Origin of the sequence: Hungatella hominis (assembly GCF_014288005.1) — a bacterium.
In the GTDB taxonomy this organism is placed as follows: Bacteria; Bacillota; Clostridia; order Lachnospirales; family Lachnospiraceae; genus Hungatella; species Hungatella effluvii.
The window spans coordinates 23,022-38,080 of the sequence record NZ_JACOPB010000006.1 but is presented as its reverse complement, the minus strand read 5'-3'; the positions used below and the strand labels follow the sequence as shown (position 1 = coordinate 38,080).

Here is a 15,059-nt window from a genome sequence, read left to right as displayed (position 1 = left end):
AATGAAGATTGTGATATTGGATGGATATACGGAGAATCCGGGAGATTTAAGCTGGAGCGGATTTAAAGAGCTGGGAGAGGTGACGGTCTATGACAGAACAGAGAAATCTCAGATCGTGGAGAGAATAGGCACTGCGGAGACGGTGCTGACCAATAAAACTCCCATAACTGCGGAGACGATGGCGGCGTGCAGGAATCTGCATTATATCGGGGTTTTGGCTACCGGATATAATGTTGTGGACCTGGAGGCAGCAGGCAGACACGGCGTTACCGTGACAAATGTGCCTGCCTACAGTACGGATTCCGTGGCACAGCATACGATGGCGTTAATTCTGGAGCTGTGTAACCATGTAGGTGTGCACCAGGAGAGCGTCAGAAATGGTGACTGGGTGGGGAGCCGGGATTTCTGTTACTGGAAGCGGCCGGTCATCGAACTGGCGGGAAAGACCCTTGGAATTGTGGGATACGGAAGTATTGGGAAGAGGACGAAAGCTCTGGCAGAGGCGTTCGGCATGAAGGTTCTGGTAACCTCGGGCCATCTGGATTCCGGTGTGCTGCCGGGAGGGACTGCAAGAGTGGTAGATATTGAGACCCTGTTGTGCAGCTCGGATTTCGTATCCCTGCATTGCCCTCTGACAGATAAGAACCGGCATATGATGAATAAGGATTCGTTTAGAAAGATGAAGAAGAGCGCATATGTAATCAATACCTCCCGTGGCCCGTTGATCTGTGAGGAAGACTTAAAAGAAGCCGTTTTAAACGGAACCATAGCAGGTGCTGCGGTCGATGTGGCGGAGGAAGAGCCCATGAGGGCAGACAGCCCGCTTCTGGATGTGGAAGGAATTCTTGTCACTCCACATATCGCCTGGGCGTCGAGAGAAGCCAGAGAGCGTTTGATGAGAATTGCAGCAGAAAATTTGAAACAGTATGTGGCGGGGACACCCGTCCATGTAGTCAGTGAAATACCCCGCGTTCATTAGTGGGGGTCAATATAATTTGGAGGTAAAAGAAATGAATATTAGTTTATTGGAACCAATCGGTGTACCGGAAGAGATGATCAACAGACTGGCAGAGGGCTTAAGAAAGGAAGGACACGTATTTACGTATTACGACACGAAGACCACCGACGTGGAGGAACTGAAGAGACGTTCCGCCGGACAGGAAATAGTAATGATTGCCAACAATCCCTATCCTGATGAAGTGGTACAGTCCGGTGACAGCTTAAAAGCGATTGCTGTGGCGTTTACAGGAATCGATCATGTTGGACTTGCGGCATGCAGGGAAAAGAATATTCAGGTGCTCAACTGTGCCGGCTACTCCAACCAGTCAGTGGCAGAGTTGGCCGTAGGCATGGCCGTAACCGTGATGAGAAAGATACTGGAAGGTGATTTCGCGGTGAGAAACGGAAGAACCTCAGCAGGTCTTGTTGGTACGGAGATTTGCGGCAGAACTGTGGGTATCGTTGGCTGCGGCCAGATTGGTTTTAAGACAGCCAGACTGTTTAAAGCGTTCGGTGCCGAGGTGCTGGCATACTCCCGTCACGAAAAAGAAAAATGGAAGGAAGCCGGAATCCGCTTTGCCGATATCGATACTTTATTAAAGGAGAGTGACATTGTATCCCTCCATCTTCCATTAAATGAAGCAACAAAAGGCTTTTTTGACGGAGAAAAGATTGAGAAAATGAAGGAAGACGCAATTTTAATTAACTGCGCAAGGGGGCCGATCGTAGATAATGCGGCTCTGGCAAAGGCGCTGAATGAAGGCAGGATCGCAGGAGCCGCCATTGATGTGTTTGATATGGAGCCTCCGATTCCCGCGGATTATCCGCTGTTTAGCGCTAAAAACGTTCTCATGACGCCTCATGTAGCTTTTGCTACAAAAGAAGCAATGGTTCGGAGAGCAAAAATAGAATTTGATAATGTTTACGCGTATCTTCAGGGAAAACCGGAGAATGTATGTAAATTCTGATCCGGCTATTTGGGAAAGGGTAAGAGTACATGACTGGAATCGTCTTTCAGAAAATAACCGTTATGTTTCTCATTTTAGCTGCCGGAATCCTGTGCTGCCGCTGGAAGCTGATTGATGAAGAGGGCAACCGGAAACTGTCCAATCTGCTTCTGCTTCTGGTCAATCCTGTTGTCATATTCGTGTCTTACCAGATGGAATATGACAGCAGGCTGATCCGGAATCTGATTCTGGCATTTCTTCTTGGGCTGCTCTGTTTTGCCCTACAAATTGCAGTCTGCAGTCTGCTAATCCCTGCGGGCGGCAAGTCAGGTCTTTTGACCCGAAAAAAAGAAAATAAAAATTATCAGATCGAAAGGCTGTGTGCTGTCTATTCCAACTGCGGGTTTATCGGAATCCCCCTGATTAACAGTCTGTTTGGAAGAGAAGGGGTCTTCTATCTGACCGGCTATCTCACGATCTTTTATCTGTTTCTGTGGACTCACGGCGTGATACTCATGACGGGAAAAGCGGACAGACGTACAACCATAAAGAATCTCTGTTCTCCTGCTATCATCGGAGTGCTGCTGGGGTTGTTCTGTTTTGCGTTTCAGATACTTCTTCCGGATACGGTGGTCGAAGCGTTAAGCAGCATCGGGAGTATGAATACTCCCCTGGCCATGCTGGTTGCGGGGGCTGCGCTGGGACAGACCAGTCTGCGCTCCTGCGTAGGAAATGTGAGAATCTATTACATTTCCATGATCAGACTGATGATCATTCCATTCTGTCTTATTCTGCTGTTTCAGTTTCTGCCGTTTTCCCCGGTTTTACTTTTGACAACGTTAATTGCTGCCTCCTGTCCCGTAGGCGCCTGTTGTACCATGTTTGCACTCACATATGGAAAAAACGGAGCATATGCATCCCAGATATTTACGTTTACCACTTTGCTTTGCATCATAACGATTCCATTTGTAGTGGCAGCTGCGGGGATTGTGGGGATAGGATAGTTGGGAAACGAGGACAGGAATTGGAGTTGCGCTGAAAGGGTACGGGAAGCGGTAAAGGAATGGGGAAACGATATGGAATGAGAAAACAATATGGAGAGGATAAAAAAATATAAGCAGTGGGAGGATTCAAAATGGAGAAGGCTGATTGTTTGAAACATCGGAAAAGCAGTGTTGTGATAACGGTTCAGAGGCCGGATGGAAGTCCGGTCAGTAAAAGGGAGGTGGAGATCCGGCAGACGGGTCACTCTTTTCTATTTGGCTGCGGCGCATTTGAGACGCTGAACATCACAGACAGTAATTCTGGACCGGAAAAGCGGGCATTTTATGAAGAGCGTATGGAAAAATGGCTGAAGCTTTTTAACTATGCGACCTTGCCGTTTTATTGGGGGCAGTTTGAAGCATCAGAAGGCAATACGAATACGGAAGCTGTAAGGAGGGCAGCCCTCTGGCTGAAAGAGAGAGGTGTTATACTAAAGGGACATCCGCTATGCTGGCATACCCAGACAGCACCGTGGCTTTTAAAGCTTACCAATCAGGAAATTTTGGAGAAGCAGCTGGCAAGGATCCGGAGGGAGGCCACGGAATTCAAGGGACTGATTGACATGTGGGATGTGATCAATGAGGTCGTGATCATGCCGGTATTTGATAAATATGACAATGGAATTACCCGCATCTGCAAGGAACTGGGCCGCGTACAGCTGGTCTCGGATGTTTTTGGAGAGGCGAGGCGCAGTAATCCGGGCGCTGTGCTTCTTTTAAACGATTTTAATACCAGCCCCAAATACGAAGAATTAATAGAGGCGTGCCTGGAAGCGGGCGTTTCTATTGATGCGATCGGGATTCAGTCGCATCAGCATCAGGGATACTGGGGAAAAGAAAAGCTTCTTGAGGTGCTGGCGCGATTTTCACGTTTTGGACTTCCTATTCATTTTACAGAAAACACGTTTATTTCCGGTCATCTGATGCCGCCTGACATCACAGATTTAAATGATTACCAGATCAAAGAGTGGCCTACTACGGCAGAGGGAGAAGCAAGACAGGCTGAAAATGTAGAAGAATTTTACCGGATTCTGTTTGCAGATCCCCATGTGGAAGCCATTACCACGTGGGCGTTTCAGGATGGCGCGTGGCTGGGAGCTCCGGCTGGTCTGGTGAGAACGGATAATTCAGAAAAACCGGCCTATGAGGTTTTGAGACAATTAATAAGAGAGGAATGGAACACCAGCGAAGTAAAGAGCACTGATGAATTAGGGCGTGTGGAAGTATACGGATTCAACGGGCGCTACGAAGCAATGATTGACGGAGTGTTTAAAAATTTTGAAATAAGGAAGCAGGAAGAAGGCGGAAAGCAGGAAGATGTGAGACGGCAGGAAGAAATTGTAATTACGCTGAACTGAGTGAATAATTTTTCGGAAGGAAGTGATAAATGTGGCGTCTGAGTATGTGCACGATATGACTTCCGGCAATATCCCGGGACAGCTTCTGGCCTTTTCGGCACCCATGCTTGTTGGAAATATTGTACAGCAATTTTATAACATGGCAGATTCTGTTATTGTCGGTAATTACGTTGGCGCCCGGGCATTAGGCGCTGTAGGAGCCTGTAATTCTTTAAATTTCCTCTTCTTTTCCCTGTGCTCCGGTATGGCCCTTGGAATTGGCGTGATCATTGTAGGTTACCAAGATATTTGACAAATACGAGATGACAACGGAGTACGTGGGAAGTGATGGGAAATGACGGTATATCAAGGGTTTCGATGGTTTTTTGAGTGATTTATCTATTGACAAATAAGATGGGAATAATTTGAGAAAAGGACCTTTTCCGTGTGAAGTGTGGATTAGGTCCTTTTTTGTGAGCGTTAAAAATTAACGTTAAAAAATGCAATAGCTTTTTCACGAAGTCCCGTAGAATCAAGAAAATGACGCGTTAATAACACCTAATAAATAACCATTATATAGGTGAAAAACGTGGATCAGCAATTCGACAAATTGAAAAGAGGATTGATATGTGTCGAATTGACGTAAATACAAGGTTTTTCGCATGATTTCAGGTTTAGGTTGTTATAAAATCAATTCGACAAAAAAAGTGTTACAAGTAACACAAAAAGGTTAAAAAATTAAGCCATCTTTTCAATGGTCGCGCATTCTTCTGAAGTCATTGATTTGGAAGATTTTACCATCCCTTTTGCGTCCCCTTTTACGGTCTTACGCTTCTCCATCTTGATTTGAAGAATTGCAAGCATCTCTTCCTGATCCTCTATGGATAATGTTCGAAATCCGTTAAGTAGAAAATCTTCATTTTGAGAGAATGAATAATTCTCTATATTTAAAGAATCCCCTTTTAAAATCCAATCGGTTGTACAATGTAGTATTTTAGATAATCCAATTAATGCTGACGCAGAAGGATAAACACGTCCATTCTCAATTCCACTAAGATTTCCAGAGGAAATACCAAGCTCCTTTTGTATTTCCATTTGTGTTATATTTAATTCTTTTCTACGCGCTCTAAGACGCTCACCTATCATATTATCCATGTTACCTCCGTATTTTATGTAAAATAATATCTTTAAAATTGGAGAAAGTAATTGACATTCTTTAATATTAGAGATATTATTATTACAGGGTTACAAATAACCCACTAGGCAAAAACAGAATACCACGTCACCTCGGTTTTCACAACCGGGAACATTCGTTTGTTATTTCTCTACATTCATTCGTATATGCATTTCAAACCAGGTGTTCATAGCTGGTAAGGCAATCGCCTATGAGGGAAAGAACCAGCGCTTTCCCCCGGCAGTACCACACGACAGATACCCAACTCTCCAAAGTAAACGTATCTGTGCACATCACATCTTTGCTGGCTAGTAAATTATAGCACATAATGGCTTACATAGGTATATCATTTTTATTTTCTAAGCATATAGGAAGGGGATTTATGGGAATAGAAACATATGAACATGATACAAGATACATTGATTATCTTGTGCCGTTTATGCAGATGCAGGTTTTAGTAGGCGCTGGAGGAACAGTTGTTTTTGATAATAAAACATACAGACACGAAAAACTGCTGCCATATATTGACAGCAGGATTTGGATAAAAGGTTATTTGGATAGAATAACTTTATTCACAAAGGATGGGCTATTGATTACAGAATTCTATAAGGATGTTCCTGGGAGTAAGTAAATTTGAAAAAAACGGTTTTATATAGTTCTTTGGCAAGGCAGGAACACATACCATTACATCTTTGGGAATCTGGCTAAATTGCAGTTCGAATATTTCAAGTTCCATTATGACATGGTGCTGTTCTTCTGGGGATAGTTCCATAAAGACGGAATGCATTTCCTCAATGGTGAAGCAATTAAGGAATTTGGGTGCAATTTGCAAAAAGTCTGTTGTGCATACATTAATTGGTTTAAATAAAAACTTCTTTGCTGCTTTGCGAGGGATGATGTACCCCATTATGTTCATTAATTGACATAAAAAAACGTCTAATCGTATATTGCAGCAATCACAATCAAAGATTTTTGAATACATAAGCAGTGCCTCCTTTTAGTTGGTAAGAACATTATATCATGAAAAAGGAGGGTGGGATATTACAAAAACAATTTATTTGGGAAAGGTGAAGGAATCTTATGAAAAATGGCAAAAGGCCGACTCTTAGCCAGAAGAAGGAGATACAACTCCATGGACTTGTGCCGGATAATTGGTTAGTGGTAAAGGATACCAGGGAGTTCATAGAAGTAGTGAGCCGAACGGAGCTTAAGCGGACTGGCACCGGAAAGAAAAAAACAAGAAGACTGTATAGGGAGTGATGGCTGTGAAAAAGGGCATTAATAAGCAGAAACCGACAGCCTTTGGAAAAAAGGTAAAGATTGAGCTGATCAGACAGGAAATGACTCAGACGGAACTTGCATCTGCGCTGGGTATTAACAAGCAGTATCTTTATAAAATTATTTATGGACTCCGGCCAGGAATTAAGTATTTAGATGAGATCCGAAAGATACTGAAACTGGATGACGCATCATAGGAGATGGTTTATGAAGGATTACATAACACTTAGTGAAGCCGCCGAGTTGGAGGGAATACAATATAAAACATTGTCCAAGAAAATGGGTAGAAATCCCGAAACGTTTGACATTAAGACGGAAAAACCTGAAGCCGGTGGTAAGGAGCGTGTGCTGATCGCAGTAGATTCCCTTTCAAAGACGGCTCAAAGGAAGTACAAGAAATTACAGAAAATCGAAGAGCCGACAGGGAGTGAGATAATTGTGGAGAATCTAAAACCAGAGGAACCCTGGTACCTGGATATAGATGTGAACTGGTACGCAGAGAATTATAAAACAGCCTACTATAAGGCCGTGGAGCTATCACGGATCCTTCAGGAGATTGTCAATTATTCAGAGACGGACAAGACAGAGTATATGATTCGGAAGGCCGGTGAACTGGGAATGAGTCAGCGCACTCTGTATCGAAACATTGACAAGTATCTGGAGGCCGCGGGCTGGGCATTGAAGATGCTAAAAGAGACCGGAGCTAGCTACGATTACTATAAAGTCCTGTGTCTGTGCCGGAAACCCAAAGATTCCAATACGTTCCCGACCTTTACACCTGAAGTAAAAGCAGCAATCCCCAAGATCTGGATTAACAAGGGCTTTGCAAAGAACCAGTGCAGCCGCCAGCAGTTATATGATAAGCTGCTGGAAATCAGCGCCCTGAATGGCTGGCCGATTCCTTCCTATCAGAGTGTGTGCCGCTATGTTACCTACTTAATGGAGCATGAGCATCTGGAAAGTGCACGCTGCCTGGTGGAGGAAGGAACCCGAACCTGGAAAAATAAGCATATGGCAAAAGCCAGACGGGACACAAAATCCCTCGAGGTGATGGAGATATTATTTGGCGATGCCCATACTTTTGACTGCTGGGTATCCTATAAGCTTCCAAATGGAAAGATAACGGCAATCAGGCCGACACTGGTTGCCTGGATTGATGGCAGAAGCCGGATGCCGTTAGGGGACATTATTTGTGAGCATTGTAATGCACAGGTTCTGAAAAATTCCCTGGTGAAGGTGTTCTATGGTAATCCGGGAGGAATGCCAAAGATCCTGTACATTGATAACGGTAAAGATTTTACAGCAGAGGAGATGACTGGTGTTGAGCGGAAAGAACGCTATCCGGGGTTTGATGAGGTAATCAATGGATTCTATCATACCGTAGGAATAGAAGACTTTCACAGAAGCAGGCCATATGAGCCGTGGGACAAGTCAGAGATCGAGCGCTGGTTTAAAACCGTATGTGACGGATTTACCCGTTGGTTTGGATCCTATACCGGAACCCTGACCGGGAGCAAAACGGATGCAAAGATTGATAAGAACATCAAAAAGCTGCTGGAACAGGGGAAACTGGTCACCTTTGAGGAATTCTACGAGAGATGGAACCATTACCTGAACAACGTATATGCCATGAAAGAGCACAGAGGGCTTAAGGCACAGGGGGAGACTTACTGCAGGCCATTGGATCTGTTTAAAAATGGAGAGAGGTACGAAAAAGCGCTTCCACCCAAGGATTTTGTCATCCAGCAGATGATGAAGTCAGACCGGGCCCGTGTCCGTAATATAGGTATCCAGAAATTTGGTCAGGTATATAACCATCCGGAGTTGGATGATTACAGAGATAAAATGGTGAACATTAAGTATGATCCGGAGGACATCAAGAGACTCTGGGTATACGCTGCTGAGGATAATCATCAAATCTGTGTGGCTGAGAGCCAGGAACTTCTGAAGTTTGCGCACAGGGTGCCACAGGAAGAGGTGGAGAAGCATATAAGGAACCAGAAGCGGCAGTATAAAAAGGTACGGCAGATTGTGGAGGAGGCAAACAAACCGCTTGATGAAAGCATCGCAGGAGCCGCTGAAGCTAATTCGATCATCGGAAACATGATAATAGAAGGAAAGGGGAATCCCCAGAAGGTTATTGCACTTCCAAAGGAAGAAAGCTACCGCGAATACAGGAAGGCTGCACGCCAGTCTGAATATATTACCCGACAGGGCCAGGAAGCGCTGGAGAAGATCCGTAACATGGGTTAACGTTTGACATGACTACACTATTTATAGAAAGGAAAGGGTTATTAATATGAAGAGTCTGGCAGAGAGAGTATGCTTACGTCTGCGTATAATCGGCATGAACAAGGCAGAACTGGCCTGGCAGTTTGAAAAAGAGGGGATGAAATGTTCCAGATCAATGATGAGCCAGTATCTGAACGGTAAATATCCCAGTGATCCCGCGAAGTTAGAACAGCGCCTGGAACGCTGGCTGGAGGAAACTGAGGAAATAGAGGCTGACCGCCGTAAGGAGAATCCAAAACAGGTAGAGAAATTTATTCAGCAGATTGAGAAACAGTTTGCAGAACTGGCATCCGGTGAAGAGCCGGATTCGGAGAATGGGCTGGAGGAAGCGGCTCCACGTCTGGGACAAAAGCCGGAGGTATTTGAGTCTGATGATTACATTAATGTAGTGGGTATCTGTAATCTGTGCCAGCAGCAACGTGGCAATGCAGTTGTTGTAGGCCGTTCCGGCTATGGAAAGACCTACAGCTTAAAACAGTATGCCCGGCTTCCACGGGTGATCTACATCGAATGCAATGAATCCATGAGCTGCCGGGATCTGGTGCGTCGGATCGAGAAACAGCTGGGGCTGCCTAAACGTTATGGAACCAACGACGAGCGCCTGGAGGAGATCATTGATTTCTTTAACATTAATCAGGGCTATCTGATGATCGTAGACGAGGCGGACAAACTCATTAACAAGTACACCATCAAAAAGATCGAGCTGCTGCGTACCATTATTGACTCTGCATCGGTGGGAATGGTTCTGGCTGGTGAATTGTCATTGGAGGCCCATCTGGCGACCTATGACGAACGGTTCGCGAACCGGATGGATTTTGCCTACCGGCTCCATGGTTTGACCAAGGAAGAGATCAAGCGGTATCTGGACGGCTGGACGATAGAGGAGGCTGCTATAGAGGTGCTTATTGATCGGGCTAAAAATAGTAAGAATGGCTGTTTCCGCCTGTTTGACAGGACCATGAATAACATCATCCGTATTATGCAGGAGAAAAATAAGTCAGTGATCACGGAGAAGGTAATTGGCGAAGCATCCGCTATGATGATGCTGTAAGGAGGCTGTGATGAAAAAGAAGATATTGACCATTACATACACATGCCCGGAGGAGAAGGTAAACCTGGGAGAGACCGACATCATGGGATATATCCTCCAGAAGCTGGGTGAACTGGGAGCCTACGACATTAACATGAAAGCCAGTTCATCGGATCTGGTGGAGCCGGTGCAGCCGAAGGTTAAAAATATGGAAATTCAGATTCCGGAGTTTATGCAATACGGCCTGCGGAGAGTTTCAGCCCCATATACCTGTGTGAAGTTGATAGGAGGGGAAAGTGCCTATGGGAAAACGGTATAGATATTCAATCAAAACCCTGTGGGGCCTGGCGAAGAGCAAAGAACTGCTCCTGACAGGTGATGAACTGCATCTGCTGGTCAACCGGGAGACGGGGAAAGACAGCATCCGGGAACTGAATGGATCCGAGCTGGCCCATGTCTGCCGGATCCTCCAGAAGCAGAAGGATGATATCAAACGCCAGGAGGGAACGCTTCCGGAGCAGAAGGGAAACCCTCAGACTTCCAGACAGCGCCGTAAGATTGCACAGCTGAAGGCACAGCTTAGCTGGGAAGAGCGGAATGTGCGGGCCCTGTCCCACAGGATGTACCGGGTAGACACCGTGGAATGGCTCACATATTCCCAGTGTCAGGGTCTGATCGAGGCCATGAAGGCCATGCTGGAACGAAAAGTACAGAGTGAAAACGTGGAGACCAGCCAGAAAAGAGAGGGTGAGACGGATGACTGACGGTGCCAGGGTAGTCATTGAAGAGAGGGACGGAGAAATACAGTTTACAGCTGAACAGACATCAGTAAAAGACCTGATGTCAATCCTTGGGTATTATACGGGATTTGTAGTAACGAAAGCAGTAAAATGCGGTGCAGATGCTGATGATATCAGGCAGGCCGTTGTTGAGATTGTTTTGGATTCTGTTGCAGGTATGAAGGACGTAGGGAGGATCTAGGAACCCATCAGGCAGAAACTCAAAAGGAGGTAAAACAACATGACAGAGAAAGACCGTGTAATGGATAAGATTATGATTGCGATGCAGCCACACCTGGCAGCCATGCAGTATGAAGTACTGGATAAGGTATTGAAAAAGGAATTCTACTCGATCGATGTGACCGCAATGGAAACACTGCCGAGTACTGAGCTTGATACCAATGAGTATATCATCCAGCTGTTTAAGGCGAAGAAAGCACCGAAGCTGTCGGTAAAGACGGCGGAGTTTTATCTGACCAGTATCAGTAATTTTGTTGTATATGTGAACAAGAACCTCTTAAGAGTGACTGACAAGGATGTTGACTTCTACCTGAATTATTATGAATCGAGGGGAAATGCAGCGGTAACTGTGAATAACGAACGCCGGAACATATCGGCATTTTTCACATGGATGCGGAAATACGGGCTGATCACAACCAACCCCGTGGAGAATGTGGAGATCCGGAAGGAAGTGCAGAAACCGGTTGACCATCTGAATATCCAGGAGGTGGAGCAGCTGAGGGAAGAAGGCTGTTCCACTTCCCGCAACCGGGCGATATTTGAGTATTTGAGAAGTACTGGCTGCCGGGTGGGTGAAGTGCCATTGGTTAAGATTAAGGATATTGACTGGAGCACAGGCATGATTGTCATTTATGCACCAAAGCAGAAAAAATACCGCACGGTAATTTTGGATGAGGTATCCCAGTTCTATATCAAGAAGTATCTGGCCTCGAGGAAAGATTTAAAGAATGACCTTTACCGCTGTATGGGTATGGACGGAAGGATCAATATTGATAAGCCGTTGTTTCCGATCAGATGTAATCCGGATAAACCTATTGATGAAGAAGGAATCAGGGGACTGGTGTCTGGGATCCGCAGGAGGGCTCATATGGACCGCAGAGTGTACCCGCATCTCATGAGAAAAACATTAGGAATGCAGCTGAGAAAGAATAACTGCCCGGAATCATTGATTATGGATATTTTAGGAGATACCAGCGGATCGGTGGTCAGGAAGCACTATTCAGCAAATACGGATGATCAACTGAGACAGGCCCATCAGCTGTATGGCTCATAAAGTGATATTTGGAGGTAAATGTGAGATGAGAAAATCGGAAGAAATGTCAAACAGCTTAACATTCCCGGATTTAAAACCGTGTCCTTTCTGCGGCGAAAAAGCCTATCTCATTGTAAAAGATGGCGTAAGAGTAAAGTGTGGTTCCTGTGGAGCATCAACTGAGGTTAGAGTTGATAACTGGTATGGAAAAAAGCCGTGTGGAAACGCAACTCTATCAGTAATAGAATCGTGGAACAGAAGAGAAAATTATCGGGAGGAATCGGATGGCATTAATTGAATATACAACAAAAGTCGAGATCATGAAAGCTCTGCTGGAAATTTTGAAGGAGCTGAAGGCGATCAGAAAGATTTTAGAGAACAAGTAAATTGGGATTTTTAAAATGAGGTGCAATATGAAAAAAAAATTATTTATATTAGTTGCAATCGTAATAACTATGTTGACAGGGTGTGATGAGGCGTCGAGAGTATCATCAAATCTCTCCAAGGAGGCCAATAACTTTAATGTAGTCCGACAACTGACCGTGATTAACTGCATAGAGGGAGATGTGCTCTTCCAGATGACCGGGAAAATGTCGATTACGGCAGATATGGCGGACAATCAGCTTGAAATTATCGTGGAAGATGGAGAGGGAAATTACGAAAAGCACTTTGTTGGCCTGAGTGATAATGTGACTTATGTGGTTGAGGATCTGGGATCTCATGACGTGGAGAAGTACAAGTATACGCTTAATTTCAACCCGAAGATGTGGATTCCGATTGAGTTCAAGACTATAGACTAAATTAATGCCTAAAGTAACATGGAAGACCAATGGAGCTGGGAATGTGAGAGGAGAGAGATTATGGCAATTAAGAATACACTGACAGATTTGAATAATCACTTATTTGCCGAGATGGAACGGCTGGGTGAGGAGGGACTGAAAGGTGACGAGCTGGACAAGGAAATAGAGAGAGCAAAAGCCATCACTTGTGTTGCATCACAGATTATAGCAAATGGATCTTTGGCGTTAAGGGCAGAGCAGTTTAAGAGTGACGTGATTTCAGCAACGGAAGCACAGGTTCCGGCTTTTTTGGAGGCGAGAAGTGATTGAGAAGAGAATACAAGGAGGATGAGATAGCCTTCCTGAAGGAGATTTCGCCTGGGAAGACATATGCAGCAATAGCAGATGCGTTTAATGTCTGGTTCAGAGATAGGGATTACGTAATGCCCCATCAGGTAAAGAGTGCTATGAAGTATCGGAAGATTCCATACAGTGGTCATTTAGAAACAGCAGCCCGCCATGTGCCGGTTGGTTCGGTGGATGCAGCACCGTATGGAACAAAGAAAAACGGAGAACGGTACAGATATGAAATGGTAAAGGTGGCAGAGCCGAATGTCTGGAAACGGAAAAGCCTGTTAGAGTGGGAGAAACATTATGGTCCGCTTCCTGAAGGGAAGATAATTATATTTCTGGATGGCAACACGCTAAACTCAGATATTGAAAATCTTTATGCAGTCAGTCTGGGAGTACATTTTCGGCTCAACAAGTATAGAGTTATGAAACCGAATCGCGAATATATGTTGGCCGCTATTAAGATAGCGGAAATGGAGGATTCTATAAAGCAACTTAAGGAGAAAAGGAAAAATAGATAAAAATGAGTAGAGTATTATACTGACTAATTTAAGTTTATCGGAAGGAGAAGCATGGAGAAATCAGGATTTCAGAAAGACACACTTGCAGACTGGTTAACGGAGGGAAAGGAAACCTTCGGGGAGGACTTCTCCCAGTGGCGTTTCATCTGCCCGGCCTGCGGACACATTCAAACGGTACAGGATTTTACGGATATCGGCGTTTCTGCCAATAACGCCTATCAGGAATGTATCGGACGGTGTACCGGAAAAGGAAGCCCAAAGGAAGGGGATACTTCCGGATGCAACTGGGCTGCGTATGGCTTATTCGGAACACTGGGAAAGGGACGGATTGTTGTAACAGAGGACGGGACGGAAGTTGAAGTCTTCCAGTTTGCTGCCCAGACAGACTAAAAGGAGATGGGGCAATGGAATCGGGAAAAGAATTATATACGGTATCCAGACACGCGAAAGAGCGCTATGCAGAGCGCTGTACAGGTAAGGAAGCCGGAATCGATGTACAGGCATACCTTGCAGAGCACGAGGCACGGATCCAGGAGGAAATGAATCAGATGATCCAGCACGGAAACCTGATCTATACGGGAAAGCCGCGCGGAACAAAAGACGAGTCCGTTTTGGAAGTCTACATACAGGGACTGTGGATCATACTGGCAAATGCGAAGACAAGGAACATTATTACCATCTACAAGGTCAACCTTGGCTGTGGCCCGGATCTGGACCGGATGTATGTGGAACGTATGCTGGAAAAGCTGGATACGGCACGGAACCAGTATGATACCGCCAAAAGAGAGCTGGAAGCACAAAACAGGGACTACAGGGATACAATCCGGACCGGGAATGAACAGATTAAGGAGTACCGGACACGGATCCGCAAGCTGGAGGAGATGTGCGAGGGCTACAATACCGTGATCAGCAGCAACATGGTCACCATCGCCCAGGCTTCGGATGCCATGGCCAAGATTACCAACACGCTGATCGGCAAGAAAACATTTTAGGAGAAGCGGATGGAAGGGAAAATCTTAATCACCAAACAGGAAGACCAGGTTGCCATCAGCTGCACCGGTGTGGACATGCAGGACATGGCCCTGATGCTGGGCGTGTTTGCCGGGACCGTGGTAACAGAAGCCGTCAAGCGTGGGATGTCCGTTGACGATGTCAAGGATGCCATGCTGGATATCTTCCTGGCCTCAACGGCCAGGCTGGATGAGGAAACAGCAGAGACAATTATCAAAGAGAAAACAATATTTTAGGAGGAGACC

The 15,059-nt window shown here is 45.4% G+C and carries 22 protein-coding genes; 21 read left to right on the top strand and 1 reads right to left on the bottom strand.

The features are described from left to right. The first annotated feature begins 1 nt into the window (after window position 1). The 5 genes from H8S75_RS14620 (at window position 2) to H8S75_RS33100 (ending at window position 4,639) form a co-directional block, all read left to right on the top strand. Window positions 2–979: a D-2-hydroxyacid dehydrogenase gene (locus tag H8S75_RS14620; RefSeq protein ID WP_187022266.1), complete on the top strand. Its 978-nt coding sequence runs from the start codon at window positions 2–4 to the stop codon at window positions 977–979. Between the two features lie 31 nt (window positions 980–1,010). Beyond that, complete coding sequence (locus tag H8S75_RS14615) at window positions 1,011–1,967, top strand: 2-hydroxyacid dehydrogenase (protein ID WP_187022265.1); 957 nt, start codon at window positions 1,011–1,013, stop codon at window positions 1,965–1,967. A gap of 29 nt (window positions 1,968–1,996) precedes the next feature. Continuing rightward, on the top strand, window positions 1,997–2,950 hold the full coding sequence (locus H8S75_RS14610; RefSeq protein ID WP_187022264.1) for an AEC family transporter: 954 nt from the start codon (window positions 1,997–1,999) through the stop codon (window positions 2,948–2,950). 131 nt (window positions 2,951–3,081) lie between these two features. Continuing rightward, window positions 3,082–4,347: an endo-1,4-beta-xylanase gene (locus tag H8S75_RS14605; RefSeq protein ID WP_187022263.1), complete on the top strand. Its 1,266-nt coding sequence runs from the start codon at window positions 3,082–3,084 to the stop codon at window positions 4,345–4,347. Between the two features lie 31 nt (window positions 4,348–4,378). Next, window positions 4,379–4,639 carry an MATE family efflux transporter gene (locus H8S75_RS33100; protein ID WP_187022262.1) on the top strand — a complete coding sequence of 87 codons (261 nt, stop codon included), beginning with the start codon at window positions 4,379–4,381 and terminating at the stop codon, window positions 4,637–4,639. A gap of 425 nt (window positions 4,640–5,064) precedes the next feature. On the opposite strand, the gene H8S75_RS14595 is transcribed toward H8S75_RS33100, so the two are convergent. Continuing rightward, window positions 5,065–5,481: a helix-turn-helix domain-containing protein gene (locus H8S75_RS14595; protein WP_187022261.1), complete on the bottom strand. Its 417-nt coding sequence runs from the start codon at window positions 5,479–5,481 to the stop codon at window positions 5,065–5,067. A gap of 401 nt (window positions 5,482–5,882) precedes the next feature. Between H8S75_RS14595 and H8S75_RS14590 the strand changes: the two genes are divergently transcribed. The 16 genes from H8S75_RS14590 to H8S75_RS14515 all read left to right on the top strand — a co-directional run bounded on the left by H8S75_RS14590 (window position 5,883) and on the right by H8S75_RS14515 (window position 15,050). Further along, window positions 5,883–6,131: a hypothetical protein gene (locus H8S75_RS14590; protein WP_187022260.1), complete on the top strand. Its 249-nt coding sequence runs from the start codon at window positions 5,883–5,885 to the stop codon at window positions 6,129–6,131. A 449-nt stretch (window positions 6,132–6,580) separates the two neighbouring features. Continuing rightward, window positions 6,581–6,760 (top strand): DUF6906 family protein, encoded by a 180-nt coding sequence (locus H8S75_RS14585; protein ID WP_187022259.1) that lies wholly within the window; start codon window positions 6,581–6,583, stop codon window positions 6,758–6,760. Next, window positions 6,760–6,975 (top strand): helix-turn-helix domain-containing protein, encoded by a 216-nt coding sequence (locus tag H8S75_RS14580; protein WP_187022258.1) that lies wholly within the window; start codon window positions 6,760–6,762, stop codon window positions 6,973–6,975. The genes H8S75_RS14585 and H8S75_RS14580 overlap by 1 nt, the downstream gene beginning before the upstream one ends. A 10-nt stretch (window positions 6,976–6,985) precedes the next feature. Further along, entirely contained in the window at window positions 6,986–9,031 is a 2,046-nt protein-coding gene (locus H8S75_RS14575) for a Mu transposase C-terminal domain-containing protein (protein ID WP_187022257.1), read from the top strand. Between the two features lie 46 nt (window positions 9,032–9,077). Next, on the top strand, window positions 9,078–10,121 hold the full coding sequence (locus H8S75_RS14570) for an AAA family ATPase (RefSeq protein WP_187022256.1): 1,044 nt from the start codon (window positions 9,078–9,080) through the stop codon (window positions 10,119–10,121). Between the two features lie 10 nt (window positions 10,122–10,131). Next, a complete protein-coding gene (locus H8S75_RS14565) occupies window positions 10,132–10,419 on the top strand; it encodes a hypothetical protein (RefSeq protein WP_243270277.1) in 288 nt (95 codons plus the stop codon). Then, window positions 10,403–10,864 (top strand): phage protein GemA/Gp16 family protein, encoded by a 462-nt coding sequence (locus H8S75_RS14560; RefSeq protein ID WP_187022255.1) that lies wholly within the window; start codon window positions 10,403–10,405, stop codon window positions 10,862–10,864. The genes H8S75_RS14565 and H8S75_RS14560 overlap by 17 nt, the downstream gene beginning before the upstream one ends. Further along, window positions 10,857–11,081, top strand: a complete 225-nt coding sequence (locus H8S75_RS14555) for a hypothetical protein (protein ID WP_187022254.1) — start codon at window positions 10,857–10,859, stop codon at window positions 11,079–11,081. The genes H8S75_RS14560 and H8S75_RS14555 overlap by 8 nt, the downstream gene beginning before the upstream one ends. A gap of 39 nt (window positions 11,082–11,120) precedes the next feature. Continuing rightward, on the top strand, window positions 11,121–12,173 hold the full coding sequence (locus H8S75_RS14550) for a tyrosine-type recombinase/integrase (protein WP_187022253.1): 1,053 nt from the start codon (window positions 11,121–11,123) through the stop codon (window positions 12,171–12,173). A 25-nt stretch (window positions 12,174–12,198) separates the two neighbouring features. After that, on the top strand, window positions 12,199–12,450 hold the full coding sequence (locus H8S75_RS14545) for a Lar family restriction alleviation protein (RefSeq protein WP_187022252.1): 252 nt from the start codon (window positions 12,199–12,201) through the stop codon (window positions 12,448–12,450). A 115-nt stretch (window positions 12,451–12,565) separates the two neighbouring features. After that, complete coding sequence (locus H8S75_RS14540; protein WP_187022251.1) at window positions 12,566–12,952, top strand: beta-sandwich lipoprotein; 387 nt, start codon at window positions 12,566–12,568, stop codon at window positions 12,950–12,952. 60 nt (window positions 12,953–13,012) lie between these two features. After that, window positions 13,013–13,261, top strand: coding sequence for a hypothetical protein (locus tag H8S75_RS14535; protein WP_207729144.1), 249 nt, complete (start codon window positions 13,013–13,015; stop codon window positions 13,259–13,261). Continuing rightward, a complete protein-coding gene (locus tag H8S75_RS14530; RefSeq protein WP_187022250.1) occupies window positions 13,258–13,803 on the top strand; it encodes an HNH endonuclease signature motif containing protein in 546 nt (181 codons plus the stop codon). The genes H8S75_RS14535 and H8S75_RS14530 overlap by 4 nt, the downstream gene beginning before the upstream one ends. A gap of 51 nt (window positions 13,804–13,854) precedes the next feature. Beyond that, complete coding sequence (locus H8S75_RS14525; RefSeq protein ID WP_187022249.1) at window positions 13,855–14,193, top strand: VVA0879 family protein; 339 nt, start codon at window positions 13,855–13,857, stop codon at window positions 14,191–14,193. A 14-nt stretch (window positions 14,194–14,207) separates the two neighbouring features. Then, window positions 14,208–14,795, top strand: coding sequence for a hypothetical protein (locus H8S75_RS14520; protein WP_187022248.1), 588 nt, complete (start codon window positions 14,208–14,210; stop codon window positions 14,793–14,795). Between the two features lie 9 nt (window positions 14,796–14,804). Further along, window positions 14,805–15,050, top strand: coding sequence for a hypothetical protein (locus tag H8S75_RS14515; protein WP_187022247.1), 246 nt, complete (start codon window positions 14,805–14,807; stop codon window positions 15,048–15,050). Window positions 15,051–15,059: the final 9 nt, after the last annotated feature.